The organism is Embleya sp. NPDC020630 (assembly GCF_044334985.1).
In the GTDB taxonomy this organism is placed as follows: domain Bacteria; phylum Actinomycetota; class Actinomycetes; order Streptomycetales; family Streptomycetaceae; genus Embleya.
In genome coordinates this window covers 937,252-950,691 of the sequence record NZ_JBIRUB010000002.1, presented here as the reverse complement: position 1 = coordinate 950,691, position 13,440 = coordinate 937,252, and the positions used below count along the sequence as shown (strand labels likewise).

Sequence of the window (13,440 nt, the reverse complement as noted above, 5' to 3'; positions counted from 1 at the left end):
GACCATGGACGCTCCCGCCAGTCCCCCAGCCCCGAAGGGTTCGCGTGTCCTCCTCCTCCGGCATCCCCGCGTCCGACGACTCGGTCCAGCCGATCTCCCTCTCCCCCACCGGCACTCCCCTCACCCTCGAGGACATCAGCGCGCCCGGCGGCTGCGGCGACGGTTGTGGCTGCGCCGGCGGCGGCATCGACATCGACGCCGACCTGCTCGACGCGTTCGTCACCGAGCAGGTGCTGCTGCGCCTCGAATCCGAGCCGGCCTTCCTCGCCCACTCCATCGCGGCGCTCGCCGCAGCGGACGAGATCGACGCCGAACTGGCCGAGGAGATCGAGGAGTTGGAGTCCGACCCGGTCCTCCTGCTGGACGTCCTCGGGGCCACCCGGCAGACCCTGCCGGAGATGGAATCCGACGCCGTCGTCCTGCTCTTCCGCTACGTGATCGACCATGTCGCGCTCGGTCCGGAGGAGTTGCCGTTGGAGGACCGCGTACAGATCGAGTGGCGCGTGCCGCCGATCGAGCGCTGACCCGGGGCCCTCCCGGACGAGGGCGCGCGCCCCTCGTCCTACGGCTCGGCCCGCCCGTTCCCGGCGACCTCCGGGAGCGGGTCGGGGGCCGTCGGCACGAGCGCGGTCCTCGACAGTGGCCGGCCGGTGCCCGGCCGCCATCGGCCCGTGAACAGGAATCCGGCGCCGAGGCCGATCAGCGCGGCCGAGACGTGCCCGATCGTGGTGAAGTCCGGCAGGTCGCCGTACCACTGCACGGACGAGAACGGATACAGCAGGCAGCCGAGCGCCCACAGTGGCCGCAGCGGCTTGGCCAGCAGCGGGGTGACCGCCGCTATGGCCGCCATCGAGGCGTAGCTCACCCCGTAGTCGAGCGTGTACCGGGTGTCCTCGGGATACGTGCCCGCGTGGATCGCCGCGATCAGCACGACCGCGGTGAGCAGCGTCGCGCCCACGTGGCCCAGGAGCGTGACGCCGACCGCACGCACCGTGCCGAGCCGGCGCTCCAGCACCGCCATGCACACCCCGATGCCGAACCCGATCGTGGTCACGTTGCCGAACAGGGTGCCGTGCACGTCCGCCACCAGCAGGCTGCCCGCCATCGCGCGAAACGGATGGTGGTCCAGGTTGTCGAGGTTGGTGCTGATGTCCGCCAGGAGCCGGTCCGCGGCCGGCTCGGACATCAGGCCGCCGACCACGATCCCGTTGATCGCCAGCAGGATCAGCACGACGAAGGTCGCGGGGCTGCGTCGCGGGTATCGGGCGACGTCGCGCAGCCGGTTCGCGAGGTTCCGGGTCACGGTGCGTTTCTCCTTGGGCCGGCGCGGGGACGCGGCGCGAACCACCATGCTGCCTCACCGCCCGGGGTCGCCGTGTCCCGACCCTGGGATCGGGGCGGCCGGCGCCCGGGGTTCGAGCGGGTGACGGCGACTCGACACACCCCCCGCCGGGTGCGGCAGGATCGCCCTCGACGGTGCCGGGACGAGGGAGATGGCGTGACTGCGGTGGGTCGGGTGGCGGACCGGTACGAGTTGGTGGAACAGCGTGGTCGTGGCGGGCTCGGGCGGGTGTGGGCCGCGCGGGACTCGGTCGAGGATCGCGAGGTCGCGGTCAAGCTGCTGCACGGTCCGCCGGACGAGGTGGCGGCGACCCGGTTCGTGGAGCGCACGCGGGCCGCCGCGCCGCCCGATCACCCCGACCTGGTCGCGGTGTCCGACGTCGGCCTGACCGACGACGGCACGCCGTTCCTGGTCACCGAACTGCTCTCCGGCCGCGACCTGCGCACGGTGCTGCGCGAGGGGCTTCCCGAACTGCCCGCCGTATCCGAGGTGTTGGGCTGGACGGCGCGGATCTGCGCCGCGCTCGACCACGCGCACCGGGCCGGCGTGGTGCACGGCGACCTCAAGCCGGCCGACCTGTTCCTGACCGCCGACGGCGGGATCCGCGTCCTCGACGTCGGCCTGGCCGACCGGCTCGGGGCGGTCGCCGCGACCGGCACCGCCCTGATCGGCACGCTCGCCTACACCGCGCCCGAGCGGCTGCGCGGTCGCCCCGCCGAACCGGCCGCGGACCTGTACGCACTGGGCTGCGTGCTGTACGAACTGCTCACCGGGACACCGCCGTTCGACACCGGGAACATCGCCGCCACGGTCTACGCCCAGCTCCAACGCACCCCGGAGGCCGTGGACCGGCGCCGCCCCGACGTCCCGCCGCACGTGAGCCGCCTGGTCCTGGACCTCCTCGCCAAGGACCCGGCACAGCGCCCGCCGACCGCCGCCGAGGTGGCCCACCGCCTGACCGACCCGCAAGCCTCCACCGACGCACCACCCACCCCGACCAAGGTGGCACCGACCGAGGCCCCGGCGCCGCCCGCCCCGACCGAGGTGGCACCGACCGCAACCGGTCCCCTGCCGGATCCGACCGACGTGCCGCCCACCACGGCCGAGGAGCCGCCCGCCCCGGCGGAGGTGCCACCGACCTCCGCCGAGGCGCCGGCCACGCCCGCCGAGACACCACCCGCGCCGGCCGAGGTGGTGCCACAGCCGACCGGCCCCCTGCCGGATCCGACCGACGTGCCGCCGACAACGGCCGATGTGCCTCCGACCTCGGCCAAAGCGCCGCCCGCGCCGACCGAGGCAGGGCCGACAACGGCCGATGTGCCGTCCGCCCCGGCCGTGGGGCCGCTGACGCTGACCAAGACACCGGCCGCGTCGACCGAGGCACCGCCGAACACGGCCGAGGCGCCGCCGGTCCCGGCCGGGCCTCTGCCGGATGCGGCCGTCGTCCCGCCCGTTGCGGTCGAGGCGGGGTCCGCCCACTCCCCCGCCGCCCCGGTCGACCCGGCGCGCCGGCCCACCCCGCCGCCGCTTCCCCCGGCGCCGCCGAGCTTCCCGCCGGGAGCGCCCGCCCCCTCGGGATTCGGCATCCCCGCCCCTTCCGCTCCCGCCGACGACGAGGCCGGGTTGCGGCGGGCGGTCGCGGCCGGCGACCCGGACGCCGCCGTGCAGCTCGCCTACCACCTGGCCGACACCGGCCGGGGTGCCGAGGCCGAGGCGCTCTACCGGGAGGCTTTGGCCCGCAACCACCCGGATGCCGCCAACGACCTCGCCGACCTGCTCGCCGCACACGACCGGCACGCCGAGGCCGAGGAGCTGTACCGCCGCGCCCTCGTCCAGGGCCATCCCGACGCCGCGAACAACCTCGGCCTGCTGCTGCTCCGGCTCGGCCGCGCTCCGGAGGCCGAACACCTGCTCCGGCACGCCGCCGCGCGGGGTCACGACGACGCCGGGCACAATCTCGGCCTGCTCCTCGCCAACACCGGTCGGCTCGACGAGGCCGAGCAGTGGTTCCGACACACCTACGCGCAGGGCCACCCCGACGCGACGGTCAACCTCGCGGGCCTGCTGGCCGCGAAGGGCCGGATGAAGGAGGCCGAGAAGCTGTACCGGCGCGCCCTCGCCGAGGGCCACCGCGACGCCTCGATCGGCTACGCCGGCCTCTACGAGCGCCGGGGCCGCGTCCGCGAGGCGGAGGAGATGTACCGCCGCGCCCTGGCCGAGGGCCACCCGGCGGCGGCCGGCCAACTGGCCCGCTTCCTCGACACCCTCGGCCGCGGCCAGGAAGCGATGTGGCTGCGCTCGTAGACGACCCCGCCCCGACTGCACAAGCACCGCGCACAGGCACCACGCACAGGCACCACGCACAGGCACCACGCACGAACACCACGCACGACGCCCCAGCGGGGCCCTGTCGTGCGTGGCGAACGGGTGACGAAACGGTTGTGACGCGCCGTTACGGCATCGTCTCGTCGCGGTCGGAGCGGCGGTGCGCGCCGGTCCCGCTCCGGTATGCCTCCTCGTCCCGGGCCTGCCACTCGGCGATGCTCTCGTCGCGATATCCCTGCGCCGCGTTCCAGCGCACGGTCAGCGCGAACAGGACCACCAAGTCGAGCGCCACCACGATGGTGGACCAGACGGGGTGCGCGGCCAGGAAGCCGATCTCGGCGATGATGTTCAACATCACCAGCAGCGAGCCGGCCACCCTGGCCCAGGTCTTGCCGGTGAGCAGCCCACCACCGATGAGCAGTTGCAGCCCGCCGAAGATCAGCAGGATGACGCCCCAGGTGTTGTAGTTCCAGACCAGCAGATCACCGGAGCGGGTGACGAAGTACCCGTCGGAGAACAGGGCCGTGAACCCCTGGAAGAGGTTGAGGACACCCAGGACGAGCAACGTGCAGGCGGCGAATGCCACCCAGCCGGACCAGGCGCTCGTCCTGCGGGTTGTGCTGTTCATGGCCTACTCCCAACCCCGGCCGGACGGCCGGGCGGATGTGCCTGATTTTCACTCGATTTCCATGCGGCGCCGCCCGCTTGCCCGCCGTCGCGCAGACGGCGACCCGACGAGTCGACCCTCTCGCACCTTGACACGCCAAGTCATAATTTGCACCTTTTGTCCAATCCGAGTAGATCTCCCGATTTCATGGAACCCGCACGGGACGAACGCGGGCCGTGATCGAGGAGAGGACGCCGGCGATGTCGAGGTCAGCCGAGCAGGTCCGGACCGGGCATCCGGTGCGCTTCACCCTGGCCTGCCTCCTGGTGGTCCTCGCCTGTCTGCTCACCCCGGTGGCGGTGACCGCCGCGTGGGCGCGGGACGAGGTGGCCGACACCGACCGCTTCGTCGCCGCGCTGGCTCCGCTGTCCGGGAACACCGCGGTACAGGACGCGGTCTCCGCCCGTCTGGCCACGGCGGCCGTGCAGGCGGTCGACGTGGGCGGGCTGACCGACTCGCTGCGCGAGGCGCTCGGTCTGGGGCCGAACAACGGCTCCGGGCCGGTGTCCGGCTCGCTGCGGAGCCTGCTGGCGGGCGTGGCCGAGCAGGCCGCGCAGGTGTTCGTGGCGAGCGACGCGTTCACCGTGATCTGGCGGGACGCGCTCCGGATCGCGCACGCGTCCGCGCTGGACGCGCTGGAAGGCAAGGACAGCGGCACCGTGAGCACCACGAACGGCGAGGTGGTGCTCGACCTGGGGCCGATGATCGATCAGGTGCGGCAGGGCCTGGTGGGTCGGGGTTTCACGGTCGCCTCGAACATCCCCGACACCGACCGCCGCTACGTGCTGGTGCACCGCGAGGGGTTGCGCACCGGGCAGGACGCGTTCCGCTTCCTGGACACCGCGGGCACCTGGCTGCCGATCGTGGTCGTGGTGCTGTTCGTCCTGGGCGTGTGCCTCGCGCCGCGCCGCCGGCCCGTGCTGCTGTGGGCGGGCGTGGGCACGGCGCTGACCCTGCTCGCGCTGGGCATCGTGCTCGCGGTGGCCCGTCGGACCTACCTGGACGACCTGCCGCCGGAGGTCTCCCGGGACGCGGCGGCGGCGGTCTACGACGCGCTGGTGAGCTTCCTGCGTCGGACCACCCGCACGCTGGGCGTGGCCGCCGTGGCGCTCGCGATCGCGGCCTTCCTGGCCGGACCGGCCCGCCCGGCGAGCACGATCCGGCGTGCCTTCGCGGTCGCACCGGACCGGGCGGGGGCGGCGTTGGCCCGGCACGGTTTCGGCACCGGGTCGGTGGGCGCGTTCGTGGCCGCGCGCCGGGGACCGGTGTACGCGGTGACCGGCCTGTTGGGCGGGATCTGGCTGTGCCTTTGGAACCACCCGACGGTGTGGTCGGTGCTGCTGATCGTGGTGGTCGTCGTCGCGGCGGTGGCGGTCCTGGAAGCGGTCGCGGCGGCCGGGACACGCCGTGAGGTCGAGACCGCGCGGTGAGTCACCGCGGGCCGATGCGGCTCAGGGCTGCCCCGACGTCTGCCCGGTGCGCCGGAACTCGGACGGGGACTGCTGCACACGCCGGGAGAACAGCCGGGCGAAGTAGGCCGGGTCGTCGTAGCCGACGTTGCGGGCCACCTCGTGGATGGACTGGTCGGTGGCGAGCAGCAGGCGTTTGGCCCGGGACAGCCGGGTGCGCACGATGTACTCCTTCGGCGTGGTGCCCGTCGCCCGCTGCATCTCGCTGCGCAGGCCCGCCTCGTCCAGGCCCAGCCGCCGGGCGTGCTCGCCGACGGTCAGCGGCTCGGTGGCGTGCTCGTCGAAGTAGCGGACCACCCGCGAGCCGTCCTCGTCGACCCGGATCGTCTTCAGGTCGATGATCAACTGGTGCACGATCGCCGAGGTGACCACCTCGCGGTTCGGCGCGCCCGGCTCCACCGCGGTCAGCAGCCGGTCGAAGCCCTGGCGCAGCGGCCGTACCCCGCCGAGCGACATCACCGGCTCGGCCCGGTCCAGGAACCCCAGGTCCTCGTACGCCGCCACGGTCGGCCCCTCGAACAGCACCCAGTGCTCGCGCCAGCCCGTCGGGTCCGGGCTGTAGGCGTGGTACTCGCCGGGGAAGAGCAGGAACGCCGCGGGCGCCTGGACGGGGATCCGCGGCGCGTGCCGGTTGCCCGAGCGGAACCAGCCCGATCCCCCGGTGATCAGGGTGAGTTGGTAGCAGCCCAGCACCCGGCCCTCGAACTGCATCGCGGTGACCTGCTGCCAGCCGACGCCCAGGCACACCAGGCCCAGCCGCTGGTGCTCCCTGGCCGGCGTGAGGTAGCGCGCGAAGATCATGGTGCGCCGATCGTACGGCGGTCGGAGCCCGTCGCGAAGCGGTTCCTCACGCCTTGACCCCGCCCGCGACCAGGTCGGTGCGCCAGAACCGCTGGAGCGACCAGAACGCGGCGACCAGGGGCAACACCGACACCAGCGCGCCGACCACGACGAGGTTGGCGTGCGGCTGGTTGGGGTCGCTGTTCCAGGCGTTCAGGCCGAGGGTGACCGGCCACAGGTGCTGGTTGTTGAGGGTGATCAGCGGCAGGAAGAAGTTGTTCCAGACGGCGACCAGTTGGAACAGGAAGATCGTGACCAGCGCGGGCGACATGATCCGCAGCCCGATGGTGCAGAAGATCCGGAACTCGCTCGCGCCGTCCAGGCGGGCCGCCTCGATCAGTTCGTCGGGCACCGACGCCTCGGCGTAGGTCTTGGCCAGGAAGACGCCGAACGGGCTGACCGCGGCGGGCAGCAGCACCGCCCAGATCGTGTCGACCAGGTGCACCTTGGAGAGCATCAGGTAGATCGGCAGCGCGAGCATCGGGGTGGGGATCAGCACCGCGCCCAGGATGACCGAGAAGATCGTGCCCCTGCCCCGGAAGTCGTACTTGGCCAGCCCGTAGCCGGCCATCGCGGCCAGGAAGGTGGCGACCAGGCCGCCGCCGACCGCGTACAGCACCGAGTTGAGCACCCAGCGCAGGAAGATGCCGCCGTCCTGGTCGAACAACTGGCGCAGGTTCTCGCCCAGGTTCCAGTCGGCGAACCAGAAGCCGTTGCTGCCGAACAGGTCGCTGGAGGACTTGGTCGAGGAGACCAGCAGCCACCACACCGGCATCAGGAAGTAGGTCGCCACCAGGAACAGGAACGATGTGGTCAGCACCTGCGAACGCATCGGCGCGGTGCGGCCCTTGGCCGGCTTCGGCGCGGGGTGCGCGACGGGTGCGCGGACCGGGCTCGCGGGCTTGTCGGTCAGTGTCGTCACAGCGAGGACCTGCCGTTCGTGAGCCGGGCGGAGATCTTGAGCACGGCGAAGGACAACACGCACGTGCCCAGCGCGAGCAGCACCGAGACCGCGGCGCCCTGGCCGTAGTCGTTGTTCTCCACGGCCTTGTGGTAGGCGGACATGATCGGCGTGTAGTCGGCGTCCAGCGACGAGGTCAGCGGGCGCAAGACGCGCGGTTCGGTGTAGAGCTGGAGCGTGCCGATCACGGAGAACACGGTGGTCAGCGCGATCGCCGGGGCGACCAGCGGCACCTTGATCCGCCACGCGGTGCGCCACGGGCCGCACCCGTCCAACTCGGCGGCCTCGTACAGCTCCTGGGGGATGGCCTGGAGCGCGGAGTAGATGACCAGCATGTTGTAGCCGGTCCAGGTCCAGGTGACCACGTTGGCGATCGACCACAGGACCGCGTCCTCGCCGAGGAAGTCGGACGGCAGGCCGACGGCGTCCAGCATGCTCACCACCGGGCTGGAGCGCGGCATGTACAGGAACGCCCACAGGATGGTGGCGACCACGCCGGGGATGGCGTAGGGCAGGAAGTAGGCGGTGCGGAAGAAGCCCTTCAGGCGCGCCGACTTGGCGTCCAGGAGCAGCGCGAGCACCAGGGCGAGGCCGAGCATCACCGGCACCTGGATCGCGCCGAACAGCAGCACCCGGCCCACGCCGTGCCACAGCGCGTCGTCGTGCAGCGCCTTGGTGTAGTTCTCGAACCCCGCGTACACCCGCTTGGGCGGGGTCAGCCCCAGGCCGGAGCGCCGCATCTTGTGCAGGCTCTCCACGATCGCGTAGCCGACGGGGACGGCGTACATCGCCGCGAACAGCACGCCGAACGGGGTGAGGAACATCAGGGGCGCGGACCGCCGGCGCTTGCGCCGCGGGATCGGTGCGCTCAAGGGCGGGCTCCCGGTGGATGGGACGAGTGGATGTGGATGCGGCGGATGGGGCCGACGGCGGCCCGCCGCCGCGCGAGGTGACGCGCGGCGGCGGGGCGCGGTCGGACGGCCCCGGCGTCGGGGTGGTGTCGCCGGGTCAGCCCGCGGCGGCCTTCAGGCCCTTGTCCTGGATGGCCTTGATCGTGGTGCCCTGTACGCCGGTCAGCGCGTCGGCGAGCTTGCCGTTGCCGGCGCCGGCCTTGCCGACCCGGTCGGTCAGGTCGGCGGAGACCTGGGTCATCGTGGGGCCCCACTGCCAGCCGGTCGGGGCCTGCGCGGCGGAGTCCTTGAAGATGTCGTAGATCTTCGCGTTGCCGAAGTAGGCGGACGGCTGCTGCATCGCGTCCAGCGTCGCCCCGGCGGTCGCGGCCGGGTAGATGCCCGCGTCCTTGACCAGCGTGGTCAGGCTCGCGGGGTCGCTGCTCATCCAGTCGGCGAAGGCGATCGCGGCCTTGGTGTTCTTGCAGCCCTTGAGCACGGCGGTGCCGGAGCCGCCGATGTTGCCGGTGGCCTTGCCGCCGGCGTCCCACTGCGGCATCGGCGCGACGGCCCACTTGCCCGCGGCGTCCTTGGCGTTCTCCTCCAACAGCGCGGTGAACCAGACCGGGCCGACGTAGCTGGCGACGCTGCCGTCGCCGAACCGCTTGTACCAGTCGGGGGTGAAGGTCGGGTCCGAGGAGACGGCCTTCTTGTCGAGCAGTTGCTGCCAGTACTGGGTGACCTTCTGCGTGCCCGGTTCGGTCATCGAGACCTTCCAGGTCTCGCCTTCGGGCTTGAACCAGCTGCCGCCGTTCTGCCAGGCCATGCCCGCGTACCACCACGGGTCGTTGCCGCCGAACGCCGAGTAGGCCACCGACGGGTCGGCCGTGTGCAGCGTGTCGGCCTGGCGGGCGAACTCGTCCCAGGTCTTGGGCGGGGTCAGGTTGTGCTTGGCGAAGACGTCGGTGCGGTAGAACATCGCGACCGGGCCGGTGTCCACCGGGATGCCGTAGGTCTTGCCCGCGACGCTCATCTGCGACCAGGCGCCGGCGGAGTACTTGGCCTTGACCGCCGAGGCCTCCTTGTCCACGTCCTGGAGCGCGCCCTCGACCAGGAAGCTGGGCAGCGTCTCGTAGCCCATCTGTGCCAGGCACGGCGCGTTGTTCGCCTTCACCGCGGCGAGCATCTTGGCGTAGCCGCCCTTGGAGCCGGGCTCGACCTTGTTGTAGCTGACCCGGATGTCGGGGTGGGACGCGTTGAACGCGCTCACGGCCTTCTCATAGGCCGGGTTCCAGCCCCAGAAGTCGAGCTGTGCGGTGCCGCCGGACGCCTTGTCGCCCTGGGCCGCCTGGTCGGCGCCGTCCTTGTTGTCGCCGGAGTCCGAACCGCAGGCGGTGAGCGCGGTGAGCGCCGCGACGGTGACCGCGACGGCTGCGCGGCGGGCCGTCTGGCGGCCTCTGCGCGGGCGGGTGCTGGCCCACATGGGGTGGCCGTCCCTTCGGGGAATGGGGTGGTGTGGAGAGCCGGTGGAGGCTGTCTGGCCGCCGATCATGTGCCCTGCCCGACAAGGCGTCAACGGGTTGCCGCGCGGATCGTGCTTTTGTCGAGGTGATCCGCAAGAAAAGTCCAAGTGCGTGGTCACCGAATGGCAAGGTGGGTGAACCAGAGAGTATTCATCCAGGTCGGAGCACCGCAGGCGTGGGGCGAGGGGTCCGGAAAAGTCCACGACGCCGTCGAGAAGAGTGCATGTCCGGGCCGGGTGCCTCGTGCACGATGATCCGGACCCACCGCACCGCGTCTACACCGCATCTGCACCGAGGAGCGTCTTGACCACCCCCAGCCTCGTCCCGAGTCGAGACGGCTTCACCCTCGACGGCAGGCCGTTTCGTCTGCTCGCCGGTGCCCTGCACTACTTCCGCGTCCACCCCGCGCAGTGGGACGACCGACTGGCCCGGCTGCGCGGCCTGGGCCTGAACACGGTCGAGACGTACGTCGCCTGGAACCTGCACGAGCCGACCCCGGGCACCTTCGACTTCACCGGCGGCAAGGACCTGGTCGCGTTCCTGCGCGCGGCCGAGCGCCAGGGGCTGAAGGCGATCGTGCGGCCCGGCCCGTACATCTGCGCCGAGTGGGAGTTCGGCGGCCTGCCCGCCTGGCTGCTCAAGGACCCGGGGATGCGGCTGCGCTGCTCCCACCCGCCGTATCTGGCCGCGGTGGACCGCTGGCTGGACGCGGTGATGCCGCTGGTCGAACCGCTGCTCGCGGAGCACGGCGGGCCGGTGATCGCCCTCCAGGTGGAGAACGAGTACGGCAGCTACGGCAACGACGTGGCCTATCTGCGGCACCTGGTCGACGGGATGCGCCGGCGCGGCGCGAGCGGGCTGCTGTTCACCTCCGACGGGCCGACCGAGCCGATGCTCCAGGGCGGCACGGTGGCCGGGGTGTTGCCGACGGTGAACTTCGGCTCGCGCGCCGACGAGTCCTTCGCGGCGCTGCGCCGCTGGTCGCCGGACGGGCCGCCGGTGTGCATGGAGTTCTGGAACGGCTGGTTCGACCACTGGCGCGACCCGCACCACGTGCGGGACGCGGCGGACGCGGCGGGCGTGCTGGACGACATGCTCGCGGCCGGCGGGTCGGTGAACCTGTACATGGCGCACGGCGGCACCAACTTCGGGCTGATGAACGGCGCCAACGAGCACGAGGGCGTCTACCAGCCGACGATCACCAGCTACGACTACGACGCGCCGATCGGCGAGGCGGGCGAACTAACCAAGAAGTATTGGGCGTTCCGCGAGGTGATCGGCCGCTACGCGCCCTTGCCCGACGAGCCGCCGCCGGCGCTGCCGGCGCGCGTGAAGCTCGGCGAGGTGGCGCTGCCGTCGGCCGCGCCGCTGCTCGCGCACGTCGAGGACCTGTCCGCACCGGTGTACTCGCCGAACACGCTGACCATGGAGGAGTTGGACCAGGCGTACGGGTTCACCCTTTACCGCACCTGGGTCAGCGGCCCGCGCGAGAGTGCGCCGCTGTTCGTGGACGGATTGGCCGACCGCGCCCAGGTGTTCCTGGACGGGGTGCCGGTCGCGGTGCTCGATCGCAGCGAGGGGCGCACCGCGTCGTGCGAGTTGTCCGTGCCCGCCGGCGGCGCGCGGCTGGATCTGCTGGTGGAGAACTGCGGCCGGATCAACTACGGGCCGGGCCTGCACGACCGCAAGGGCATCACCGACGGTGTGCGGTGGGAGCGGCAGCGCCTGTTCGGCTGGCAGATGTATCCGCTGCCGCTGGACGCGTCGGGGGAACCGGTGTTGCCGGACGCCTCGGGGCCGATCCCGGCGGGTGTTCCGGTGGTGCGTAGCGGCACGTTCGACGTGGCGACGGTCGGCGACACGTTCGTCCGGCTCGACGGCTGGACCAAGGGCCTGGTGTGGATCAACGGCTTCCTGCTCGGCCGCTACTGGTCGGCGGGGCCGCAGCGCACGCTCTATGTGCCGGCGCCGGTGTTGCGGGAGGGGGAGAACACGGTGACCGTGCTGGAGCTGCACGGTCCCGGCGGGGCGCACGTGACCTTCACGGACACTCCCGACCTGGGCGAGCCCGCGGCGGCGCCGGTCCTGTAGCCGGACGGGCCCCTGGGTCCGCGTCCGGTTCGCCGACCCCGCCGCGGCGGGCCAGGTCGACGAACAGCCGGGCCGAGCGCTCCCGGGAGTCCTCGCGGCAGACCAGCATGATGCCGCGCCGCAGAGGCGGGTCGAGCGAGCGGATCGAGGCCGAGTCGCCGAAGACGTCCTCGGCCACGTCCCGGTACCACAGCAGCGAGCCCTCGCCGTTGAGTACGCCCGCGACCCAGTTGACCCGGTCGTTGTGCTCGCAGCGGGCGAGCGGACGCACGCCCATCTCGGCGAACATCGCCTCGAACTGCGAGCGCCGCTCGCTGCCGCGCTCGGGCAACACCATCGGCAGGCCGTGCAGCGCGCTCCACGGCATCGGGTCGGGCAGCCGGGTGTCCGGCGGCGACACCAGCACCACCTCGGTCTCGGCCAGCCGATAGGTGCGCAGGTCGCCGGGGCCGGGGGTGTCGGCCACCCCGATCGCGGCGGTACCCGCGCGGACCGCCGCGAGCACCGCCTCGCGCCCGTCGTGCCGGGTCACCTCGATCGGCGCCTCGGGGTGCTCGGCGGCGAACGCCGCGACCAGGCGGGCGACATGGCCGATCGCCAGGGTGGACGTGGTGGCCACGGTCAGGGTCGGCTCGGACGCCGCGCCGAGCGGTCGGCCGATGTCCTCGATCGCGGTGACCGTGTCGAGCACCGTGCGGGCGAGCCGGACGACCCTGGAGCCCTCGGCGGTCAGGCCCACCGTGCGCCCTTCGCGGACGAACAGCTCGGCGCCCAGCTCGTGTTCGAGCGCCTTCAGGGCGCGGGACAGCGCGGACTGGGCGACGTAGAGGGCTTCCGCGGCCGCGGTCATGGTGCCGAAGTTCGCGACGGCGACGAGGTAGCGCAGCTGCTGGAGGGTCACGCGCCGCACCCTAACGGTCACGCCGCCCGCACCGGCAGGGGTTCGAAACGGGCAATTCGCGTACGTTGCCGCGTCGTCGGGCCGCTCGCGCCGGATCGGTAGGGCATGGGTGCATGCCGTACGGGCAAGAGTCGTCGCCGTTCCGGAACCGGGATCGTGGTCGGTCCGGTGGGCCGGGGCGCCGCGCGTCGGCCGGATATCGCCCCGGTGTCGCCCGGGTGCGGTGGGGTTCGACGGGCGTTCGTGGGGGTGTGCGCGAGCGGAGGGGCGCCGGCCGATGCGTCGTTGACTCCTGGATGTCCGAAACCGACGATACGGCGCGGTGGTTCGACTGCGGCCGATTCTTCGATTCCGTACCGCTTTTCACGGTTACCCGGTCTTTCCGTCACGACATGCACGTTTTCCCACCGCCACGGACGCCCCGACTCGGG

The 13,440-nt window shown here is 72.3% G+C and carries 11 protein-coding genes; 4 read left to right on the top strand and 7 right to left on the bottom strand.

Going from position 1 to position 13,440, the window contains the following annotated elements; genetic code table 11:
- Positions 1 to 44 precede the first annotated feature (44 nt).
- On the top strand, positions 45 to 524 hold the full coding sequence (locus ACH4XV_RS10310; RefSeq protein WP_395788259.1) for a hypothetical protein: 480 nt from the start codon (positions 45 to 47) through the stop codon (positions 522 to 524).
- 38 nt (positions 525 to 562) lie between these two features.
- Here ACH4XV_RS10310 and ACH4XV_RS10305 read toward each other — a convergent pair whose 3' ends face one another.
- Entirely contained in the window at positions 563 to 1,303 is a 741-nt protein-coding gene (locus ACH4XV_RS10305; RefSeq protein ID WP_395788257.1) for a rhomboid-like protein, read from the bottom strand.
- A 195-nt stretch (positions 1,304 to 1,498) separates the two neighbouring features.
- On the opposite strand from ACH4XV_RS10305, the gene ACH4XV_RS10300 reads away from it, so the two are divergent.
- Positions 1,499 to 3,646 carry a tetratricopeptide repeat protein gene (locus ACH4XV_RS10300; protein ID WP_395788255.1) on the top strand — a complete coding sequence of 716 codons (2,148 nt, stop codon included), beginning with the start codon at positions 1,499 to 1,501 and terminating at the stop codon, positions 3,644 to 3,646.
- Positions 3,647 to 3,794: 148 nt separating this feature from the next.
- On the opposite strand, the gene ACH4XV_RS10295 is transcribed toward ACH4XV_RS10300, so the two are convergent.
- Positions 3,795 to 4,295, bottom strand: coding sequence for a hypothetical protein (locus ACH4XV_RS10295; protein ID WP_395788253.1), 501 nt, complete (start codon positions 4,293 to 4,295; stop codon positions 3,795 to 3,797).
- A gap of 239 nt (positions 4,296 to 4,534) precedes the next feature.
- Between ACH4XV_RS10295 and ACH4XV_RS10290 the strand changes: the two genes are divergently transcribed.
- Positions 4,535 to 5,764, top strand: a complete 1,230-nt coding sequence (locus tag ACH4XV_RS10290; protein ID WP_395788252.1) for a hypothetical protein — start codon at positions 4,535 to 4,537, stop codon at positions 5,762 to 5,764.
- 21 nt (positions 5,765 to 5,785) lie between these two features.
- On the opposite strand, the gene ACH4XV_RS10285 is transcribed toward ACH4XV_RS10290, so the two are convergent.
- The 4 genes from ACH4XV_RS10285 to ACH4XV_RS10270 all read right to left on the bottom strand — a co-directional run bounded on the left by ACH4XV_RS10285 (position 5,786) and on the right by ACH4XV_RS10270 (position 9,977).
- Entirely contained in the window at positions 5,786 to 6,604 is an 819-nt protein-coding gene (locus ACH4XV_RS10285; protein ID WP_395788250.1) for an AraC family transcriptional regulator, read from the bottom strand.
- A gap of 46 nt (positions 6,605 to 6,650) precedes the next feature.
- Positions 6,651 to 7,565, bottom strand: a complete 915-nt coding sequence (locus ACH4XV_RS10280; protein ID WP_395788248.1) for a carbohydrate ABC transporter permease — start codon at positions 7,563 to 7,565, stop codon at positions 6,651 to 6,653.
- On the bottom strand, positions 7,562 to 8,428 hold the full coding sequence (locus ACH4XV_RS10275; protein ID WP_395788676.1) for a carbohydrate ABC transporter permease: 867 nt from the start codon (positions 8,426 to 8,428) through the stop codon (positions 7,562 to 7,564). The genes ACH4XV_RS10280 and ACH4XV_RS10275 overlap by 4 nt, the downstream gene beginning before the upstream one ends.
- A gap of 184 nt (positions 8,429 to 8,612) precedes the next feature.
- A complete protein-coding gene (locus tag ACH4XV_RS10270; protein ID WP_395788246.1) occupies positions 8,613 to 9,977 on the bottom strand; it encodes an ABC transporter substrate-binding protein in 1,365 nt (454 codons plus the stop codon).
- Between the two features lie 343 nt (positions 9,978 to 10,320).
- On the opposite strand from ACH4XV_RS10270, the gene ACH4XV_RS10265 reads away from it, so the two are divergent.
- Positions 10,321 to 12,108 carry a glycoside hydrolase family 35 protein gene (locus tag ACH4XV_RS10265; protein WP_395788244.1) on the top strand — a complete coding sequence of 596 codons (1,788 nt, stop codon included), beginning with the start codon at positions 10,321 to 10,323 and terminating at the stop codon, positions 12,106 to 12,108.
- Here ACH4XV_RS10265 and ACH4XV_RS10260 read toward each other — a convergent pair.
- On the bottom strand, positions 12,059 to 13,009 hold the full coding sequence (locus tag ACH4XV_RS10260) for a LysR family transcriptional regulator (RefSeq protein ID WP_395788242.1): 951 nt from the start codon (positions 13,007 to 13,009) through the stop codon (positions 12,059 to 12,061). The two genes, ACH4XV_RS10265 and ACH4XV_RS10260, sit on opposite strands and share 50 nt — an antisense overlap.
- Between the last annotated feature and the right edge of the window lie 431 nt (positions 13,010 to 13,440).

Bases quoted from the DNA above. Each gene is read 5' to 3' on its own strand.
- ACH4XV_RS10295 (WP_395788253.1), bottom strand. From the start codon at position 4,295: ATGAACAGCACAACCCGCAGGACGAGCGCCTGGTCCGGCTGGGTGGCA.
- ACH4XV_RS10290 (WP_395788252.1), top strand. From the start codon at position 4,535: ATGTCGAGGTCAGCCGAGCAGGTCCGGACCGGGCATCCGGTGCGCTTC.
- ACH4XV_RS10285 (WP_395788250.1), bottom strand. From the start codon at position 6,604: ATGATCTTCGCGCGCTACCTCACGCCGGCCAGGGAGCACCAGCGGCTG.
- ACH4XV_RS10275 (WP_395788676.1), bottom strand. From the start codon at position 8,428: ATGTTCCTCACCCCGTTCGGCGTGCTGTTCGCGGCGATGTACGCCGTC.
- ACH4XV_RS10270 (WP_395788246.1), bottom strand. From the start codon at position 9,977: ATGTGGGCCAGCACCCGCCCGCGCAGAGGCCGCCAGACGGCCCGCCGC.